Here is an 18694-nt window from a genome sequence, read left to right on the forward strand (position 1 = left end):
TTTCATTCCTTTCTGTAATCATTCCAAGAGTGATAAATTTCCACATGATTTGTTAACTTTTTTAAACGATCTACTGCAACTAATAATTTATTAAAATATTTAGGGTCAGAAATAGAAAGTAAAATTCCTAAACATGTACCACTATGGGTAACAGCAACACCATCCGCATCGATTTCTTCCTGAATATAAATGACTTCTTCTAGGAATTTTTTTGGTTTTAATTTTTGGTTGAGAATAGCACTGCGAGTTGCAACATCTCCAATCCCTTTTACATCTTTTTCATGTATCGCTTTTGAGATTTTCGTTAACAATTCCCCATATTCCAATTGATCTTGAACAGTAAATGGCTTCGATATTTTGTTAAACTCTATTGTATCAACGTCTCCCCCCTCATCAATACTTACTACGGTCATAGGAGGAAGTTGACCAAGGAATTCGTACAAACGCCCCTCACGATGAAAATAAGAAACTGAACCTTGGTACATAACCCCGTCTGACGGTTCGATTTGTTTCATAAACGATTCAATGAGAGAGACTGGTATTTGTAATTCGTAGCAAGCTCCGATCGCACGGGCTACTGCGACCAAATCTGCTGAAGAACTTGCTAAACCTTTTCCAACTGGAATATCACTTTCAATCATCAAATTCCCACCTATTGGAAGGTCGTAATACTGTAAGATATATGCCGCAAATCGTTTCGCTTTTTCTTTATGAGATGGATAGACGATAAGATCATGATTATTAGAATTTGCAATAAACGTCGCATGTGAAAACCGAGAGATTGGAAATGTAACAAGAAAGTCAGAGCTTACATCGTTTTTCTCGATAACACCTTGTAGCAATTCACCAAATGTACCAAATGAACTTCCACGCCCAATATTATTCGTTACTTTTATTTGCGTTTGCTGAAGAACACTCATTTCATTCGCCCCCGATTTGTGTTAGCAATAATTGTACCTTCTGCTTAGAACTTGTCACACGTTCATGTTCTTCATTCCATTCAAGCGTTATTTTCTTCATTTGTGTTTTTTGTTCCTGAAGCATTTTTTCAACTTCAGTAGGATTGGTAGAGCCCAACGTTTGCTTGCCATATAAGTTTTGTCGGACACTAAAAGCCTTTTGCAAACATTCCTCAGAAATAGAAATAACAAAACCTTGCTCCTTACAAATCTCTTCAAGTGTTTGTACATCAACTTGTGTTGGTTTTAATCCTTTATTTGCGACTCCTAAAATATATTGTCCAGTAATCACTTGTGAAACCCTATAAGGAATGTTTTCCTCTAAACATAAGAAGTTTGCTAAAGAAAATCCTCCAAAATATTCTTGTTCACATAATTCTGTCATCCGATTTTCTTGAAATTTCAAGTTTTCTACTACAACAGTCATCAGTTTTATAATCGTTTTCGTTGTTTCAAACATTGTAATAAGATGAGTACTTGCTTCTTTAGAAGTTTCAACTAAATTAGTGAAAGCTGTATTGCGCTGTCCTAAAACAAAATCTTGATAAAGTGCGGATAAATGGGATGTTTTCCCTCGAATGCGTTCTAAGATAGGAAAATTCTTTTTTTGTGGCATTGCAGAGGAGATTCCAGATAAACTGTCTGGCAAATCTATTAAACGGTGCTCACTACTCCCCCAAAGGATGAGGTCTGTAACAAAGCGGCTAAGCAATACACCGAAATTTGATAGTTCACTAGCTATTTGCAAGACCCATTCACGAGATGCGACTGAAACTAAGGCATGGGCTTGCGGCTGATGAAAACCTAGTAATTGAGCGATTGTCTTCCGATCCCATTCAAGTTCTAAGCCTGCCATTGCACCTGAACCGAATGGGCAGCTATTAATTTCTTCGTAATGGTGAAATAAACGATTTAATAGTTTCTGTATACGATCTGATAGAGCTGAAAGGTAAAATCCTGGTGTGATCATTTGTGCGGGTTGATAATGTGTATACCCTGGCATAGGGATAGAGAGGGTATTTTCTGCAAGATGATGTAAAGAACTCCATAAATTAACTAATCCTTGACTTAACTCTAATATTTTCTCACGTCCAAACATTAATTGAGCAGTTGCTTGGAAATCATTGCGACTACGATCCACATGCCATGTTGCTGCTTTATCTGTTAGACGTTCTTCCACATAGCGTTCAATCGCAAAAGAAATATCAGACATATTCTTTTCTGGATTTGCTGAGATGTTACTTTGAGTGATTGCATTTAAAATCTCTGTAATCTCTAATAAACTTTCTTTTTTCATAATTCCTAAGCGATTGTATTCAAGTAATAATACCTTCTCAATCCAAATATAGTGAGAAAACAAGTGTTTTAGTTCATAAGAAAATTGGGGTGCTAAAATTTCATCATGAAGCAAACTATTTGGATTTTCCTGTATTCTACCTGTAAGGATCATCTGTCCTTTGGTCATTGCGTATACTGCTCCTTTCATTATTTAAACTTTAAATGGTTAAAAACCCTTTTTATTACAAAAAGAGGTTTCATCCTCATTGTATATACACATATACTAAATGTCAACAATTTAGTTTTAAAATGGTAATGAAGTAAATTAGATACAATAATTATTAAATTTTGGTAATATTATTAATAAACTAAAATAATGAAAGGTCGATCCTGAACTTACATTAGGACTAAAAAAATGATGTAAAATTAGCTATATATATGTAATAATTAAATAAAAACTATTTTCTGATTTGCAGGAATTTTTTAGAAGAGCTGAAAGGAGTATTCGTTCATGTCCATATATATTGCTTTATTACAAGAACAGGATGCAGTGAATTTGTTTCAGTTTGAGTGTGAGAACAGAACGTTCTTTGAAAAAATGGTACCAAGTCGGGGCAAGGACTATTATCATTTTAAATATTTTAGAATGAGACATAGTGAATTATTAAAAGAGCAAGATGACAATACTTCATTTTTTTATTTAATAAAGAATAATCTCGACGATATAGTAGGAAGAATAAACTTAGTCGATATTGATAAAAATAAACGAAAGGCACACCTAGGATATCGAGTAGGAGAATCTTTTACAAGGAAAGGAATTGCGGATAAAGCAGTGAAGCTTTTATTACAAGAAGCTCCAAAACTAAATATACGAGAGATACATGCAAAAACAACTAGCAATAATATTGCATCTCAAAAAGTATTAGAAAAAAACTGCTTTAAACAGACATTTATAAATGACGAAGAAGAAATAGAGTTTAATGGTCAAAAATTAAAATTGATACGTTATATTTGGAATTAAACACAAATAGTTTCATAAAATCAACTATTAAAAACCGTTGTATTTTGAACGGTTTTTAGTAGTTGAATAACAATAAACAATAAAATTGTGTTTTGCTTCACTACAAATGATAATGAATCAATTCTGAATTGGAAGAATAATCTTCACTTCGAGGATCTCATTTCTTAATAAGCTTTAAACTCTCCCATTTAACTTTTCTGTCAAAATGCTCACAATTGAGAGTCCTAATTCTGTATGTTGATTTCTCGCTTTATCTTTTGTGTAAAAGCGATCAAATAATCTGGTAACATCAATATTATCAGGCTGAAAATTCTCCCCAAGAAGAAGCCCCCTTTTCATTAAAAAATCATCCCCTAATCGAAAAATTAAAATAAATTAGGTTACTTATTAAGGGAGGATTACATGAATGTTGTGTGTAAACAAATATTAACGTTTTCCAAATGAAAACTATTCTCATTCTCAACTAATTATGTTAAGATGATTGAGAATGGTTGTCAATAAAGAAGACATTGCAAAATGACAACGAATAGCAATGACTCATTTCTTATATAAGGAGTTGGATTCGTGGATACGCAGAATATTTTTGATGTAACAATAGTTGGTGGCGGTCCAGCAGGATTGTTTGCATCTTTTTACAGTGGGTTGCGAGAATTAAAAACGAAGATTATTGAATTTCAACCAAAGCTCGGAGGGAAAGTCCATGTGTATCCTGAGAAAATGATTTGGGATGTTGGCGGAGTAACTCCTATTCCGGGAGCTCAATTGATTGAACAATTAATAGAGCAAGGCTTAACTTTTAACCCTGAAGTTGTTTTAGGAGAAAAAGTTGTTTCTATTTCGCAAGCAGAAGATAAATTGTTCGTATTAAAAACTGCTTCAGGTGAAAATCATTATTCAAAAACAGTCATTTTAGCTGTTGGCGGTGGAATTTTAAAACCTATGAAACTGAACGTCGAAGGAGCAGAGCGTTTTGAAATTTCAAACTTACATTATACAGTTAAATCGCTTGCTCAATTTCGCGGAAAAACAGTATTAATTTCCGGAGGAGGCAATGCTGCAATCGATTGGGCTAATGAGCTTGAACCAATTGCGGAAAAGGTATACCTCACTTATCGAAAAGATATGTTAAAAGGGCACGAAGCACAAGTTTCCCAAATGATGGGAAGCTCTGTTGTATGTTTCTTTAACACAGAGATCAATAAGTTGATTGCTTCAGAAGGACATGATGTGATTGAAAAGGTTGAATTAAAAAGTACAGAGAGTGGCGAAAAGCTGCAAATAGCTGTTGATGAAGTCATTATTAATCACGGCTATGAGCGAGATAAAGATTTACTAGCAAAAAGTGACTTAAAAATTAAAATGGAAAATGAATACTTTGTTGCTGGCACCCCAATGAGTGAAACTTCAGTGCCAGGATTATATGCAGCTGGAGATATTTTGCATCACGAAGGAAAATTGCATCTGATTGCCGGCGCTTTCCAAGATGCTGCTAACGCGGTCAATAAGGCAAAACAATATATTACCCCAGATGCAACAAAAGTAGGCATGGTTTCTTCACATAACGATATTTTCAAGAAAAAGAACAAAGAATTATTGAAGCATTTATATAGCTAATTTTTTCTATATCGCTTTTTCAATCCTCATTGTTAATAGCCTGTTTTTGAAAAAAGTGTAAATCAAAAACAGGCTTAAAACATTTTTAAAACATCTGTTCCCTTCATATGTTATTTCCCATACAGTGGCCTCACAAGCTAAAAACGACTGCAGCTTTTGTACAATTCTTGCACCATTACTCCCAATTACTCCATTCTCCCTACACTTCAAGATTGCGTAAATGCAGGTTTAATAAACATCCCTTTCCTTTGATAAGCATCGCGAAAATAGTTTCCAAAAGGAAACTATTATGATAAACTTCTTAAATGATACATACACAGACAGGAGGATTCTTACAATTGGAGCGAAACCAACCTAGTGAACTGGAAAACGCGTTATCATACTTGCAATGTGTCCTTATTGCTAGACGTACACGAATAAATCCCGAACAAGTCACATGGGCACAATATGATGTATTGGAGTTTCTCCGCATTCAGGGGCCAATGATGCCTTCCGTTTTGAGTAAATCGCTTGGCATGTCACGATCAAGTACATCAAAAAACCTTAGAATTTTAAAAGATAAACAACTAATTAATCAAACACAGTGTGGGAAAGATAAACGAGAACAGCTGACAGCACTTACGGAAAAGGGAAAAACATTCCTTGCATCTGCTGCAAAAAGCCGTCATGAATCTGCAACGATTGCCGCCTCTGTTCTTACACCTGGCGAGCAATGTATTTTTACTGAAATTTGTCAAAAAATAGCTTCGGCTCTAAATGAAGATCATATGAAAAAATAGTTTCCGAAAAGAAATCATATAGGACTGAGAGATAAAAATGAAGAAGAATAAATTAAAACCGAAAGATGTTCACAACGTACTCCATGTTGTCGGAGCAAGAGAAAAAAATTTAAAAAACGTGACAGTGAGTATTCCGAAAAAACAAATTACTGTTTTTACAGGTGTATCTGGTTCTGGGAAATCTTCGCTTGTCTTTGACACGATTGCGGCCGAATCTCAACGCCAGCTCAATGAAACATTTACAAGTTTTGTTCGCCATCGACTTCCACATTATGGGCAGCCGGATGTTGATTCACTTGAAAATTTATCAGTTGCAATGGTCATCGATCAAAAGCGAATTGGCGGAAACGCTAGATCCACTGTCGGTACGATAACAGATATTTATTCGCTATTGCGCCTACTGTATTCGCGGATTGGTCAACCTTTTGTCGGCTACTCAAATGTCTTTTCATTTAATAATCCTCATGGAATGTGTCCAACATGTGATGGTCTTGGGAAGGCAGCCACTATTCATATTGATCGCCTTATCGATAAAAGCAAGTCACTTAATGAAGGAGCGATACAGTTTCCCACTTTTAGACCTGGTGATTGGCGATGGAAACGCTATGCCTTCTCTGGTTTATTCGATAATGATAAGAAATTAGGAGCGTATTCAAATGAAGAATGGCATACCCTCCTATACAAAACGGATATAAAGCTAACGAATCCATATGTTGAATGGCCTAAGACCGCTAAATATGAGGGCATCATTCCTAGATTCGAACGGAGCTTTCTAACAAAAGAATCTAAAGAAGGAAGCCGTTATAAAAAAGAAATTGATTTTATCGTCTCAAGAGAAGTTTGTCCACAATGTAAGGGAGCAAGGCTCAATCCGCATATTTTAAGCTGCAAAATCAATGGTAAAAATATTGCAGACTGTACAGCTATGCAGGTCAGTGATCTTATAGGAGTGATGCGTACAATTGAGGAACTATCAGCAAGGACAATGGTATCTGCTATTATTGAACGTCTTGAACATCTCGATTCCATTGGTTTAGGCTACCTTAGTCTTAATAGAGAAACAGCTACTCTTTCTGGCGGTGAATCACAGCGGGTAAAAATGGTTCGTCATCTTGGCAGCAGTCTAACAGATATTACATACATTTTTGATGAACCAAGCATCGGACTTCACCCTCGTGATGTTCATCAACTTAACACGCTTCTTAAACGTCTTTGCGATAAAGGAAATACTGTTCTTGTTGTTGAGCATGATCCCGATGTCATTTCGATTGCTGACCACATCATTGATATGGGGCCTAGAGCGGGAACAAACGGAGGCGAGGTCGTGTACGAAGGTGATCTCATAGGTTTGGCTGCTTCTAATACACTAACCGGAACGCACTTGAGTCAACGTCCTCATCTGAAGACGATGCCTAGACAATCTCATGGTTCTCTTGTGATCGAGCATGCTTCACTGCACAATCTGAAAGATGTAAGTGTTGCGATTCCGAAAGACGTCATGACGGTTGTTACAGGTGTAGCTGGTTCAGGAAAAAGCACGCTCATAAATGGGGTGCTGCCACAATACTATCCTGAAGCAATATTCATTGATCAAAGTGCTGTACGCGGTTCAAAGCGCTCCAACCCTGCTACTTATACCGGCATGCTCGATTTAATACGGAGCTTATTTTCTAAAGCAAACAATGTCAGTGCATCTTTGTTTAGTTTTAATTCTGAGGGTGCATGTCCAGAGTGCAAAGGACTTGGCATGACGTACTTAGATTTGGCTTTTATGGACCCGATCGCCAGTATCTGTGAAGTATGCCAAGGCCGCCGCTTCACTAACGAAGTGCTTGGGCTTCGCCTGCGCGGCAAAAACATTAGCGAAGTGCTAGAAATGACTGTTTCCGAGGCGAGAACTTTCTTTTATGAAAAAGATATCAAGCCAATTTTAGAAAGGCTTTGTGATGTCGGATTAGATTACATTACTCTTGGACAGCCTCTTCATACTCTGTCAGGTGGTGAAAGACAACGGATGAAACTCGCTAGTGAGCTGGAGAATAGCGGACAAATCTACGTTCTTGACGAACCGACCACTGGATTGCACATGTCTGATGTTGAGCGTCTCATCGGTCTGATGAACCGGCTTGTTAATAACGGCAGCACACTGATCGTAATCGAACACAATCTTGATGTGATTAGTCAAGCTGATTGGATCGTTGATCTTGGACCCGGTGCAGGTCATGCTGGCGGCAAAATCATGTTTACCGGCTACCCTGCTGACCTTGTGAATAGCGAATCATCTATTACTGGACGCTATTTAAAAAAACATCTTCGTTAAAGCTAGACATTTAAAAAACTCGGAAAGAAGATTTTTCTCTCCGAGTTCTATTTGTAAATAATAGGTCCACTACGTAAACAAAATTTGACGATTAACCTTTTTCACTAAAGAGTTACTAATTAAAAATTTTATTTTTTAATAACAAGCATACAATCGAACATTGAAATGAAAACCAAAAAAGATAACTTAGTCTCTCTTTTACTTTTATAATTTTATAAAGATTTTAACATTGTATAATTAACAAAAGAAAAATTGTAATAGGCTTTTGTATGAGAAATGCTAATGATATCCAACTATAATTAATTATTAGGATTAATAACTTCATTACTTATTTCCAAGTTCGATGAAGATTTATGTTTTAAAAACATGCCAACACCAATTATTGCTAATATCCCACCAATTATTTGTGATAATGAAGTTGTTTCTCCTAGTAATAGGTAAGCTAAAATAATTGCTCCTATTGGCTCCCCTAAAACCCCCATTGAAATAGTTGTAGCATCTACAAATCTTAACAACCAATTAAATAGTACATGACCAAAAATATTAGGGACTAAAGCCAACAGTAAGAATATCCACCAATCATGAACTGGATATTCAATCAGTGATAAACCATTAATGATGTTGTAAAAAAACAAAATAATTCCTCCAATTAAGAATACAAAAAAGCTGTATATTGAAGGAGGAATTTTTCTACACAAATCTTGTCCTGCTAGCATATGAATAGCAACAGCAAGAGTACCAAGAATGGATAGGAAATCACCGTATAGGGCTGTTGAAGAAAGACCGATATCTCCTGAAGCAATAATGATTGATCCTGTTATAGCTATCAGTATACTTAATATCCCGAAAATGTTTGTTTTCTCTTTAAAAATAAAATAAGCCCCTATCATTACAAAAACAGGTTCTAAAGTTGTTAGAATCATTGAACTAGCAACTGTAGTATACTTCAACGAATCCATCCAAAATAAGAAATGTAATCCTAAAAACAAACCAGAAATAAATAAAAGAAACCAATCTCTTCTACTTATATCTTTAGACACTTTGTTAAGTTTTTTCCATGGTAAGAATGGAAATAACATTATAACTGTTAAAAGCAATCTATACATCCCTAATATAGATGCAGGAGCAGCAGACCATTTGACCAATATTGATGAAAAAGAAATTGCCACAACACCCATTAATAAAATTACTGTTGGAGGAAAGGGTATTTTATAGCCTTTCATTTTAACCCTCCTTGTTTACATTAAAAAAATTCTATAAAAAATGAATCACAATTTTGATTTATATCGCATCTTATTTTGTTATTTTATTATTCTGTCATTTTCCGAGTTTCTTTGAGATCTAGATTTTCGTAAATCTCTAGCAATACGCACTCTTTTTAGCCATCTATCATCTCCGTTATACTTTGCATAAAAAGGTTTTCTGCCATGTATAGCTCTAAAATTATCAACGAAAAATGCATCTCCAGGTTGTAAAACTACATCAACTATCACTTTATTAAACTCTTCTATTAAATGATCAAGTGCTTCCTTTTCATCACTTGTCTCCTGAGTTCTATCCATAAAGTACGGATCTATACGTAGATAAGGAGCATCTTTGCTACCAAATAACACAGACGTTTTTATAGCTTTTGGAGTACTGAAATCATTGACTATTGTATTATTTTGAATTTGATGAGCATTATCTGGCTTAATAATGAATCGTTTTTCAAAAAGGATTTTCTTATGTTTATCATTAATTTCTATTGAGTTAATAGAAGCAAAAGTAGTCGCTGCTTTTTCAAAATTTTTTAAGCAAAATAATCCTAAGAATTCTGGTGCGTATGTTTGAAACGAGTCTTCTGTATGCCAACAAATGAGTTCTTCACTAGCAGAATTTAATTGTTTTTTTTCGTCACCTTTAATCGGTAAAATATCTTGAATAAGCTTTCCATCCTGCTCTGTTGACCAACCAAAAATATCTCCTATTATAGAACTATATAAGACAAATAATATTTCTTGCTTTACTGTACTTTTTACAACTGAACTTTCTTTCCAGTGAGAAGGTGTTAGACCAATTTCATTGTTATCTATTGGATAGCCTCTTATAACACAGGCACTCTTGTCTTCTGAGAGTCTAAATTCGTTCAAAAAGAACTTCACTCGTTCCGGCAATAAATGAGCGTATATACTAGCATTTCGTATAAATTGATCTTCATCGGCCTTTTTATATCTTTCTGCTAACTTTTCTAAAAACCCATTAATCTCATCTATTTCATCAGGATTAAGTGTCAGAATTACTGGTTTTTCAATTGTTTTTATCAAGATCACACTTCCTTTTATATTTATTTCTTTAAATGGAAAATCACAAATAATATACCATATTATTATAAATAAATCAAAAATTCTTTAAATTCTTTTTGTTAAATGTTAATTAAATTAACACCAATTGGTGCTCCAACCTTTGACATTATTGATTTAACAGCAATAAACAAATGAAAGGAGCACCTCTAAATTATAGTTAACCACAGCAGTTACGAAGATTTATACTTAATTTTACATTAGAAAATACTACTTTAATGATGATGTCTTTACTTTATTTATTAGAATAATGAAGATGAAATCAATTGCTTTTTGTTAGACAGTAAATACTCCATTAAAGTTAATAAAAACGTTTTTTTTAATGATTATTAATTGGAATCACATTTTAAGCTTTCTCAAACTTTAAAGATTTCGGTTTTTTTAATGCAAAAGCCATTCCAACAAAGATGAGAACAATCCCTAAAATTTGTAGACTATCAGGGCGAAAGCCTGTAAACACTGTATCCAGTAGGATAGCGACCCCTGGATCAAGGAATACTAGCGCCGAAATCATTTGGGTAGATAAGTCTCGCAAACTATCAAAAAACAAATAATAAACCAATCCTGTATGGATAAATCCTGTTGCGATAATGGCAATCCAGTTGCTTTGAGTCAGTCCAGTAAATGCGTCAAAATCGATAAACGGCATTAAAATAAAAATGCCTATAAAAGTTTGTATGAATGTCATCGCATAAGCGCTTGTATGCTGTATCCCTTTTCCTAAGATTGTCGTAAAGGCGTAAAAAAGAGCAGCAAGCAGCGCCCATACCATCCCTGAAGATAATAATGCAGCGTAAGACAGGTTTGAATCAATGCCAATAATAAATAGGGTGCCAACGAAACAAATGATAATGGAAACAAAAGCTAACAGTGTTAACTTTTCTTTAAATACGATGCTTCCAAGCATTAGTACGATGATTGGAGCAAGATGATAAATAGAAATAGCTACTGTCACTGACATCATTTCAAATGCTTTAAATAAAAACACCCAATTGAACACGAGAAAAATGCCACATACAGCGATTTGGATGAATTCCCGTTTCTTCCACTTTTCTTGTTTATGCTTTCCAGTTATAAACCAGCAAAAGCTTAAAAATAGCGTTGCAAAGATGCAGCGCACAAAAACCAATTCAAATGAAGGCAAGCCGGTTTTGACAGAAAAAAAGCCAATCGAACCGAAAATAGCCATCGAAATGGACATTTTTAACATCGGTAATAATCTCATCTTTCATAAAACTCCTTTTATTTATTGAATATTGCTTATATTAAAAAAGTATAAATCAGCCTCGAATAAAAAAAAAGACTTGTCCTCTATTTTAAGGTTGAGTGTTGCTGTACCCCCAACAACATAAAAAAAGAATGGACAAGTTTTATGATCCGCCTTATTTATACAGTATCTAATATTCTAACACAATAAAGAAAAAATTGTAGCATACAAAACAAGCGGCAAGTCTGCCGCCTGTTTATTGTCATCTCTAAATTTTGATCATTATTTTTGCTTTTCCCGCTCATTCTAAGTCATGAGTTACAAAAACAATTATACTCATCTTCTACATAGATGATATGGATCGATAAATTCTTCTCGTTTGTATCATTCAGCTTTTTCTCCAATGTCTCATTATAAATATTTTCAACCTCTACCTTTTGAAAATAAAGTGAAACTTCTATGAGTGGGGGTTTTCTCTCATCCCCCACTCATGGTTAGTTGAACCAATCGGACATTTACTGGCAGTTATCCCCCACCTAGACTTCTTCCATTCCTCTTACTCCCCGAGGTGGGGGTCTTACTGCCAGTTAGATGTGGGATAAAAATAAGACAAAAATTGTTTTTTTAATTTCTTTTTCTAATTGTTTTACTTTTGATTTTTTTGAGAACAAATTTTTTCTTTATTTAAATAAATTTTCATTCGTTTTCATGGGGATTAATTGGTAAACCTTTATATCATTCCGTTTTCGCACTATCCCTTCACTCATCCATAAAAAAACTTCTCTTAGATAACGATATCTAAAAAGTATTGCGTTTGAATCTATTGTTATTAGAATGATGTTTCCTATCTTTCAGTTAGAATAGGAATTTGTACAGCAAACTTATTGATAAGTCTCATCATTCACTTTCAATTTCAAGTATCAATCATAGTGGATGAAATCCTAATCTCATTAAAACATGCCATCACTGCATTTCCGAATGATCTAATATCCTCCAAGTAATCAAACCCGGCAGGTGAACCAAAACTATTAAACATGCGAACTACTACAAGATCTTTTTCAGGGATAACTAAAACCGCTGCTCCTGTATAGCCGAGAATTTGATAAGCACCTTTTGGAACCAGCTCTCCGATTTCTGTATTTTTTGCAGGGAGATCTTTCACAAACCAAAAAAATCCGTTTTGCGGAAAGTCTGTAGAAAGCATTTTGGGGCTTTGTAATGATGTCGCCATATCTAACATGTCTTTAGCTACGATTTGTTTGCCATTAATGAATCCCTTTTTTAAATGAAGATATCCCCAATATGCCAACTCTCTTGCTGAAACATACATATTCATTTTATCTCCATTTATGTCATCACTTGTGTACCAATGAGGATCATTAGGTTCTCGAATCACTTCAACGAATGTCTCTTCCCTCTTCCCATACCAGCCAGTTTCTTTTAAACTCAACGGTTCAATCACTTGTTGAAAAACAATATCAGCAATTGTTTTTCCTGTTGTATTTTTAATTATTTGCGAAATAAGGTCAACACAAATATCTCGATAAGCCCAGCTCTCTCCTGGTAAAAACTCACGGATGATGCTTTTGTTGACTGTTCTAAGACCATGAGTATGCGTCAATAAATGTCTAATCTTTGTACCTTTTAGCAGATCAGCATCTACTGACGGCAAGTATTGACAAGCCTGGTCGTCTATACTTGCTATATACCCTTTATGAATTGCATATGCGATAGCAAATCCGATATAGCTTTTCCTTACTGAAGCTACATGAAATTGTGTATCCTCTTGAATAGCTCTTGAATTCAAAGCTTTTGATTGCCTTCCCCAGTAGGTTTCTTTGACGATCTTATCTTTATGAATAACAATAGCTGCCGCTCCTGTGGCGTTAAGAGACTCGTATGTATTTTTTACATGGGAGGCGACTAAATCAAAGCGATTGCTAAGTTTTCTTTTTATATACATGATTTTTTTCTCCTCATACGAAATTGATAACTAGGGTAATTTCTTCGATATAGTTGAAAAAAATCCTGCACATTATAATCAGGAAAGGAAATTATTTATATTATCCTAGTAAAATCAATGTCATGAGCTAGAGACCAGCAGGTTCTAGCAACACATCTTCCACATTCCGATTCGGATTAACATTCGAAGCTCTGCTTCCGTAATCTGACCATAAAATTTAATGAAAAATGGACTATTCATAAATCTTAATGAATAGTCCTAATATTATTAATTTATTTCCTTAACTATTATTTTTAGGCTGGCCATAATGTTCAAATCGTTTTACCATCTTTTCCATCTCATCATCTGATAGAATGACAGGTTCCCCGATAGCCTTTGCTTGCCAGTAAAGGCGCGCACAGAATTCCAATTGTTCATAATGGCAAATGCTTCTTCAATACTTCCTCCAATCACATTTATTCCATGATTAGCCAATAGTACAGCTTTTCTGCCTTCCATTGCTTTTAATGCGTTTTCTGCCAACTCTTTCGTTCCATAAGTAGCATATTCAGCACATCTAATATTTTTTCCCCCAGAATGAGCAAGAAGATAATCAACTGCTGGCAAATCAATATTCAAGCAAGAAATGGTTGTAGCGTATAAAGCATGCGTATGAATCATGGCAACTGCATCATCTCGATTTTGATAAACGAATGAATGCATCTGATTTTCACTTGACGGTTTCAGTGAACCTTCAACAATATTGCCATTCAAATCCATGATCACAATATCTTCTTCTCTCATTTGATAATAGTCAATACCACTCGGTGTGATCGCCATATATCCAGATTCTTTATCAAAAATACTAATATTGCCGCCAGTTCCTACTGTTAATCCCGTATCAATTAATTTTTTTCCGTATTTAATCAGTTGTTTCCTCTCTTCTATTAATAAAGCCATTTTGTATTACCCCCTTTTTAAAAGTTAAATAGTTATGATAGGAAGGTGCTGCTTTTCATCCCTAATCGGATAACCAAGATCGCTGCTTTTTCCTCGCACGATCCATTATCTTATCCTTGTCCCAATATAGCTACTGCTTAGACGTGGGAATAGATTAATCTTTTATCTGCTTTTCGTTTATTGTCTGATGATATTTTTCTTGCAGTATTTCTTTATAACGACGATTCTTTCTTGGATGCCGTTTCCGATGATATTTTTGTGCAATGAGCGCAAAAGCGAGGGCCAAAATAGTTGGTATTATCATCTTAGTGAAAATAGATATGATTAAGCATAAAGCTGATAAAAATACCAACAAATTGATAAGTGCCTTTTCTTTATTCATCTAAATTATAATCGTGATCGATTTTATCTATTGCTGCAATACCGAGTTTATCAAACAGCAAAGCCTTTTCGGCAATATAAGCATTGTATTCAAGGCGGCCCAGTATATCATACGCTTTCGTCAAGTCTGTATCAGTAATGAGAACACCGTGTTTATTCAATAATATAGCATTTGTCACTGCAGCTTTTCCTTTTGATACAAGGTGTGTTCTTACTTTTTCCGCCAGCTCAGGACTTGTTGCGGGTGCAAAATCAAGACAAACGATATCACCGAGTTTTTGAGTCGCTTCTGTCAGATTAGGCATATCTATTCCCATCGTAGCAAACACCATAGATTGCAACGCATGCCCATGCAAGACACAGCCAATTTTTTCATTTTCCTTATAGCAAGCCATATGCATGTTGATTTCCCGAGTGATGCCGCCATCACCTTCGACAATATTTTCATCCATATCGACAACTAGTATTTGATAAGGTGAAAGTTCACAATGATATTTCTGAGACATGTGGGTCGGTGTCATAATAATATGATTCTCATTCATTCTGACACTAACATTCCCACCAGCTGTATTGGTTTCATACCGTGCAAACATCTTCTTTACAACATTAGCCAGTTCTTCTCGTTCTTGTTGATATAGCATGTTAACACCCCTATATTTCGGTAATTTTCACTAGCTCCTTCATTCTCAAAGCATCTTCTAAGCTAAAAGTTGAGCTATCATGATGCATCACTTTGCTTGCTGCGCATGCACTAGCAAGTTTTAATGTTTCTGGAATGGAAAGATGTTTATATAGTCCCGATAAAAATGCACCAACAAAACAATCTCCTGCTCCTGTATCATTTACTTCCTTCACTTTTGGCGGCAACACTCTGTACACTTTTCTATCGTGTACACAATAGCTGCCTTTTTCGCCTAATGAAGCTACAATATATTGGATATTGTTATTTAGATTCTTTAAATAATCGATCGTATTTTCCTTGGTACTGTTCAGTTCGTTCAATTCAAATTCATTTGGCTTGATAAAATCAACTGCCATTTCAACCGCTAATTTTAATGCTTCTCCAGATAAATCACATGCAATAAAACAGCCTGCTTCTTTAAGAACTCCAATTAGCTTTCTCAAATCATTCAGCGTGAAATTGATTGGCAAGGATCCCGCTATTAACACGATGTCATCTTGCTTGACTTTCGCTTTTAGGTTCTCGATAAAAGCGTATTTATCTTCTTCACTGACTGTCATGCCTTTTTCAGTTAACATTGTCGTACCAGTTGTATTTCTGTCAATGATGATATAGCATTCTCTAGTTGCCTGTCCCCTGACCACAGTAAAATCATCTTTAATATGCTTTGCCTTTAATATCTTTTTGAATTTGTTATTATTGACATCTCCTATAAACCCTAAAGCGAGATGATGAACATTTAATTGAGACATGACATGTGCCGCATGAGTACCTTTACCCCCGATATCATAAGCAATCTCTCTTATTCTATTTGTTTTTCTGCTTTCCATTTTCTCTTCTAAATACAATAATCGATCTATGGCAGGATTTAACGTTATTGTATATATCATTTAATCGTTACCACCAATTCCTTCATATTAAGATTTTAATTCCAATGTACGTTTTTTCATTTCCTTGCGATAGAGGATAAAAGCTAGTACCCAAGCAACAGCGAAAGCAAATCCCAACACTTTGAACTGACCCATCTCAGTCAAAATAAAGCGAATATCTGGATATTCAATTGTACTCCATGTTAAAACTTGTCCACTTTCAATTTTCACTGCCTTTGTACTCTCCGCTAGGTCAGTAATAATGTCTGCAAAATAAGTTGATGCATACAAAAATACAGGTGTCGTAATGATACTTAGAACGAGCATCCTTAGTAGGTTGCCGCCCGTAACAATGAGAGCTGGTACTGCAAGGCCAATGTTTAGAATTCCTGCAAATGGAAGGACTGCGTTTGCTGGCAGAGCAAATGCTAAGATTAATGTAATCGGAACCATGATTGTCATCACAACCCAAACTTCACTAGACCCTGCTAAAATAGGCCAATCAATCCCAATAAATATTTCTCTATCCTTGAATCGCTTTTTCATGAACTCATTGATCGCCTCTGAAAGCGGCGCCAACGCCTGCATAAATAACTTTGCAATGATAGGGAATAATGTTAAAGCCGCAGCTGCTTGCATGGCGAGCATTAACGATTCTGCAACTGAATATCCACCTGCAAATCCCAACAAAAGACCAATAATGAATCCCATCACATGGTTCTCTGCGAAAATGCCAATCCGGTCTTTCAATGCGTTTGCATCCATTTCACGATTAAACACTTTAAAGCGTCTTAAAACCCAATCAATTGGCATTAAAAAGGCGCCAAAAATCATCATACCGTGTGAAACTGTTACACCCGGAATGTTCGTTAACTTTTCAATTTGCGCCTGGTTTAAATCTGCAAATAAAAGTTCTAAAATGATCGTAATGGCTGAACCTATAAATGCAATATAAATATTTCCTGTAATTCCTATGATTAATACGGCGGTAAAAATTTTTCCCCAAACGTTCCACAAATCAACGTTTAATGTTTTCGTTTTATTGATAATGAGAAGGATTCCATTGATAACAATTTGGATAGGAAACATAAGAAACGCATATGGCCAAGCCCAAGACAACGATGCAGCAGTCGTCCATCCACCATCAATTGCTGTTAATTGTATTCCTGTTCTTTCAGCCAATGCTTGCGCTGCTGGCGTTAAAGCTTCTAACATAAAGCCGATAACAAGGTTCATACCTAGAAATGCAACACCTAAAATAATCCCAGCATTTACTGCATCTTTTACTCTCATTCGTACGATTAAACCAATAATAATCATGATCGCTGGTACAAATACTGCTGCGCCCAAATTCAGAATATACTCAAATATCGACTGTATAACATCCATAACCATCTTTCCTCCTATTGTTTTATATTTGATGATTTGTATAAAAATGATGATTAAAACCAGTCAAATCTTTATTAAGCATATCTAGGTTTAATATATTGATATATGAATAGATGGTTATTCCGTGAAACCGTCAAGTATTTAAATTTTAAATTAAACAGTGACGGCTCCATTTCATAACTTGATTATTTAAGTGCATTGATTAGCTTTTTTGTTTCTTCTTCAATCCCCATTCCCGTTAGAAAGGCGATTCCATTCAAAGTAGGAATATCATAATCTTTCGTTGGTTTTGTAATGGAAACATAGATATCACTCGTTTTTATGTGCTGTTCTAGTGATTTGATATCGATGGCCTCTACATTTGCCCTAATTTGATTGTCTTCCAAGATTTTTTTAACCTTTGATGCCACTGTTTGACTTGTGGCCACGCCACTTCCACATGCTACAATTACTTTTTTCATTTTTCCTCACTCCTAAAATTATTTTTTAAATATTTTTCCATCTCTTTCTGAGATGAAATCATATTGTAACCGTTGTTAAATTGCTCGTTTTGAAGCTTATCCATCATAAGTGATAACAATCCTATTTGTTCGGAGGGAACCTTAATGCCAAGCATAAAAATATTTTCTACTTCGATCCACTCATCAGTTGTCCCCATTTGAATAAACGGCAGTGTTTTTTTTAACTTCACCACATATATAAACGGCTTATGAACGTGCATCACATCAGTATGTGGTATCGCGATGCTCATCTTACCTGTTAAAATGCCTGTCGGATATTCTTCTTCACGTTTTGTAATTGCATCTTTAAACGTCTCTGCAACAAAACCGTTTTCAAATAAATTGTTACAAATAGTTTCAAACATTTCTTGTTGTGAAGAGTACTCTGCTTCAATTTCAATTAAATCCTCACGAAATAAGTCAGCATACTCCATTTCCTAGTTCCTCCTAATTT

At 35.1% G+C, this 18694-nt stretch carries 17 protein-coding genes and 1 pseudogene; 4 read left to right on the forward strand and 14 right to left on the reverse strand.

From position 1 onward, the window contains the following. Window positions 1-2: 2 nt before the first annotated feature. Both J2S08_RS03810 and J2S08_RS03815 read right to left on the reverse strand, forming a co-directional pair. Entirely contained in the window at window positions 3-920 is a 918-nt protein-coding gene (locus J2S08_RS03810; RefSeq protein ID WP_307226824.1) for a GHMP family kinase ATP-binding protein, read from the reverse strand. Window position 921: 1 nt separating this feature from the next. Next, the gene (locus J2S08_RS03815; RefSeq protein ID WP_307226825.1) at window positions 922-2424 is read right to left on the reverse strand and encodes an argininosuccinate lyase; all 1503 of its coding nucleotides are present in this window, start codon (window positions 2422-2424) and stop codon (window positions 922-924) included. A 324-nt stretch (window positions 2425-2748) separates the two neighbouring features. On the opposite strand from J2S08_RS03815, the gene J2S08_RS03820 reads away from it, so the two are divergent. Beyond that, window positions 2749-3258 (forward strand): GNAT family N-acetyltransferase, encoded by a 510-nt coding sequence (locus J2S08_RS03820; RefSeq protein WP_307226827.1) that lies wholly within the window; start codon window positions 2749-2751, stop codon window positions 3256-3258. Between the two features lie 174 nt (window positions 3259-3432). On the opposite strand, the gene J2S08_RS03825 is transcribed toward J2S08_RS03820, so the two are convergent. After that, window positions 3433-3597, reverse strand: a complete 165-nt coding sequence (locus J2S08_RS03825) for a hypothetical protein (protein ID WP_307226829.1) — start codon at window positions 3595-3597, stop codon at window positions 3433-3435. A gap of 225 nt (window positions 3598-3822) precedes the next feature. Between J2S08_RS03825 and J2S08_RS03830 the strand changes: the two genes are divergently transcribed. From J2S08_RS03830 to J2S08_RS03840, 3 genes are all read left to right on the forward strand, one after another. Beyond that, window positions 3823-4872, forward strand: a complete 1050-nt coding sequence (locus tag J2S08_RS03830) for an NAD(P)/FAD-dependent oxidoreductase (RefSeq protein WP_307226832.1) — start codon at window positions 3823-3825, stop codon at window positions 4870-4872. Window positions 4873-5210: 338 nt separating this feature from the next. Next, window positions 5211-5651: a MarR family winged helix-turn-helix transcriptional regulator gene (locus J2S08_RS03835; protein ID WP_307226833.1), complete on the forward strand. Its 441-nt coding sequence runs from the start codon at window positions 5211-5213 to the stop codon at window positions 5649-5651. A 37-nt stretch (window positions 5652-5688) separates the two neighbouring features. Then, complete coding sequence (locus tag J2S08_RS03840) at window positions 5689-7971, forward strand: excinuclease ABC subunit UvrA (protein ID WP_307226835.1); 2283 nt, start codon at window positions 5689-5691, stop codon at window positions 7969-7971. Between the two features lie 299 nt (window positions 7972-8270). Here J2S08_RS03840 and J2S08_RS03845 read toward each other — a convergent pair whose 3' ends face one another. From J2S08_RS03845 to J2S08_RS03895, 11 genes and pseudogenes are all read right to left on the reverse strand, one after another. Continuing rightward, window positions 8271-9194 carry a DMT family transporter gene (locus J2S08_RS03845; RefSeq protein WP_307226837.1) on the reverse strand — a complete coding sequence of 308 codons (924 nt, stop codon included), beginning with the start codon at window positions 9192-9194 and terminating at the stop codon, window positions 8271-8273. Window positions 9195-9272: 78 nt separating this feature from the next. Beyond that, window positions 9273-10274 (reverse strand): guanitoxin biosynthesis L-enduracididine beta-hydroxylase GntD, encoded by a 1002-nt coding sequence (gene gntD / locus J2S08_RS03850; RefSeq protein WP_307226839.1) that lies wholly within the window; start codon window positions 10272-10274, stop codon window positions 9273-9275. 382 nt (window positions 10275-10656) lie between these two features. Then, window positions 10657-11535 (reverse strand): DMT family transporter, encoded by an 879-nt coding sequence (locus J2S08_RS03855; RefSeq protein ID WP_307226841.1) that lies wholly within the window; start codon window positions 11533-11535, stop codon window positions 10657-10659. Between the two features lie 895 nt (window positions 11536-12430). After that, on the reverse strand, window positions 12431-13480 hold the full coding sequence (locus J2S08_RS03860) for a serine hydrolase domain-containing protein (RefSeq protein ID WP_307226842.1): 1050 nt from the start codon (window positions 13478-13480) through the stop codon (window positions 12431-12433). Between the two features lie 280 nt (window positions 13481-13760). Continuing rightward, window positions 13761-14419: pseudogene (locus J2S08_RS03865) on the reverse strand (L-fuculose-phosphate aldolase). Window positions 14420-14573: 154 nt separating this feature from the next. Beyond that, entirely contained in the window at window positions 14574-14801 is a 228-nt protein-coding gene (locus J2S08_RS03870; RefSeq protein ID WP_307226973.1) for a hypothetical protein, read from the reverse strand. Next, window positions 14794-15441: a class II aldolase/adducin family protein gene (locus J2S08_RS03875; RefSeq protein WP_307226844.1), complete on the reverse strand. Its 648-nt coding sequence runs from the start codon at window positions 15439-15441 to the stop codon at window positions 14794-14796. Before J2S08_RS03875 ends, J2S08_RS03870 begins: the two co-directional genes overlap by 8 nt. Window positions 15442-15451: 10 nt before the next feature. After that, on the reverse strand, window positions 15452-16372 hold the full coding sequence (locus tag J2S08_RS03880) for a 1-phosphofructokinase family hexose kinase (protein ID WP_307226846.1): 921 nt from the start codon (window positions 16370-16372) through the stop codon (window positions 15452-15454). 27 nt (window positions 16373-16399) lie between these two features. Next, on the reverse strand, window positions 16400-17740 hold the full coding sequence (locus tag J2S08_RS03885; protein ID WP_307226848.1) for a PTS galactitol transporter subunit IIC: 1341 nt from the start codon (window positions 17738-17740) through the stop codon (window positions 16400-16402). Between the two features lie 185 nt (window positions 17741-17925). Next, window positions 17926-18201, reverse strand: coding sequence for a PTS sugar transporter subunit IIB (locus tag J2S08_RS03890; protein ID WP_307226849.1), 276 nt, complete (start codon window positions 18199-18201; stop codon window positions 17926-17928). Next, complete coding sequence (locus J2S08_RS03895) at window positions 18198-18674, reverse strand: PTS sugar transporter subunit IIA (RefSeq protein WP_307226851.1); 477 nt, start codon at window positions 18672-18674, stop codon at window positions 18198-18200. The genes J2S08_RS03890 and J2S08_RS03895 overlap by 4 nt, the downstream gene beginning before the upstream one ends. Window positions 18675-18694 lie beyond the last annotated feature (20 nt).

The organism is Bacillus chungangensis (assembly GCF_030812995.1).
GTDB lineage: Bacteria > Bacillota > Bacilli > Bacillales > Bacillaceae_C > Bacillus_CF > Bacillus_CF chungangensis.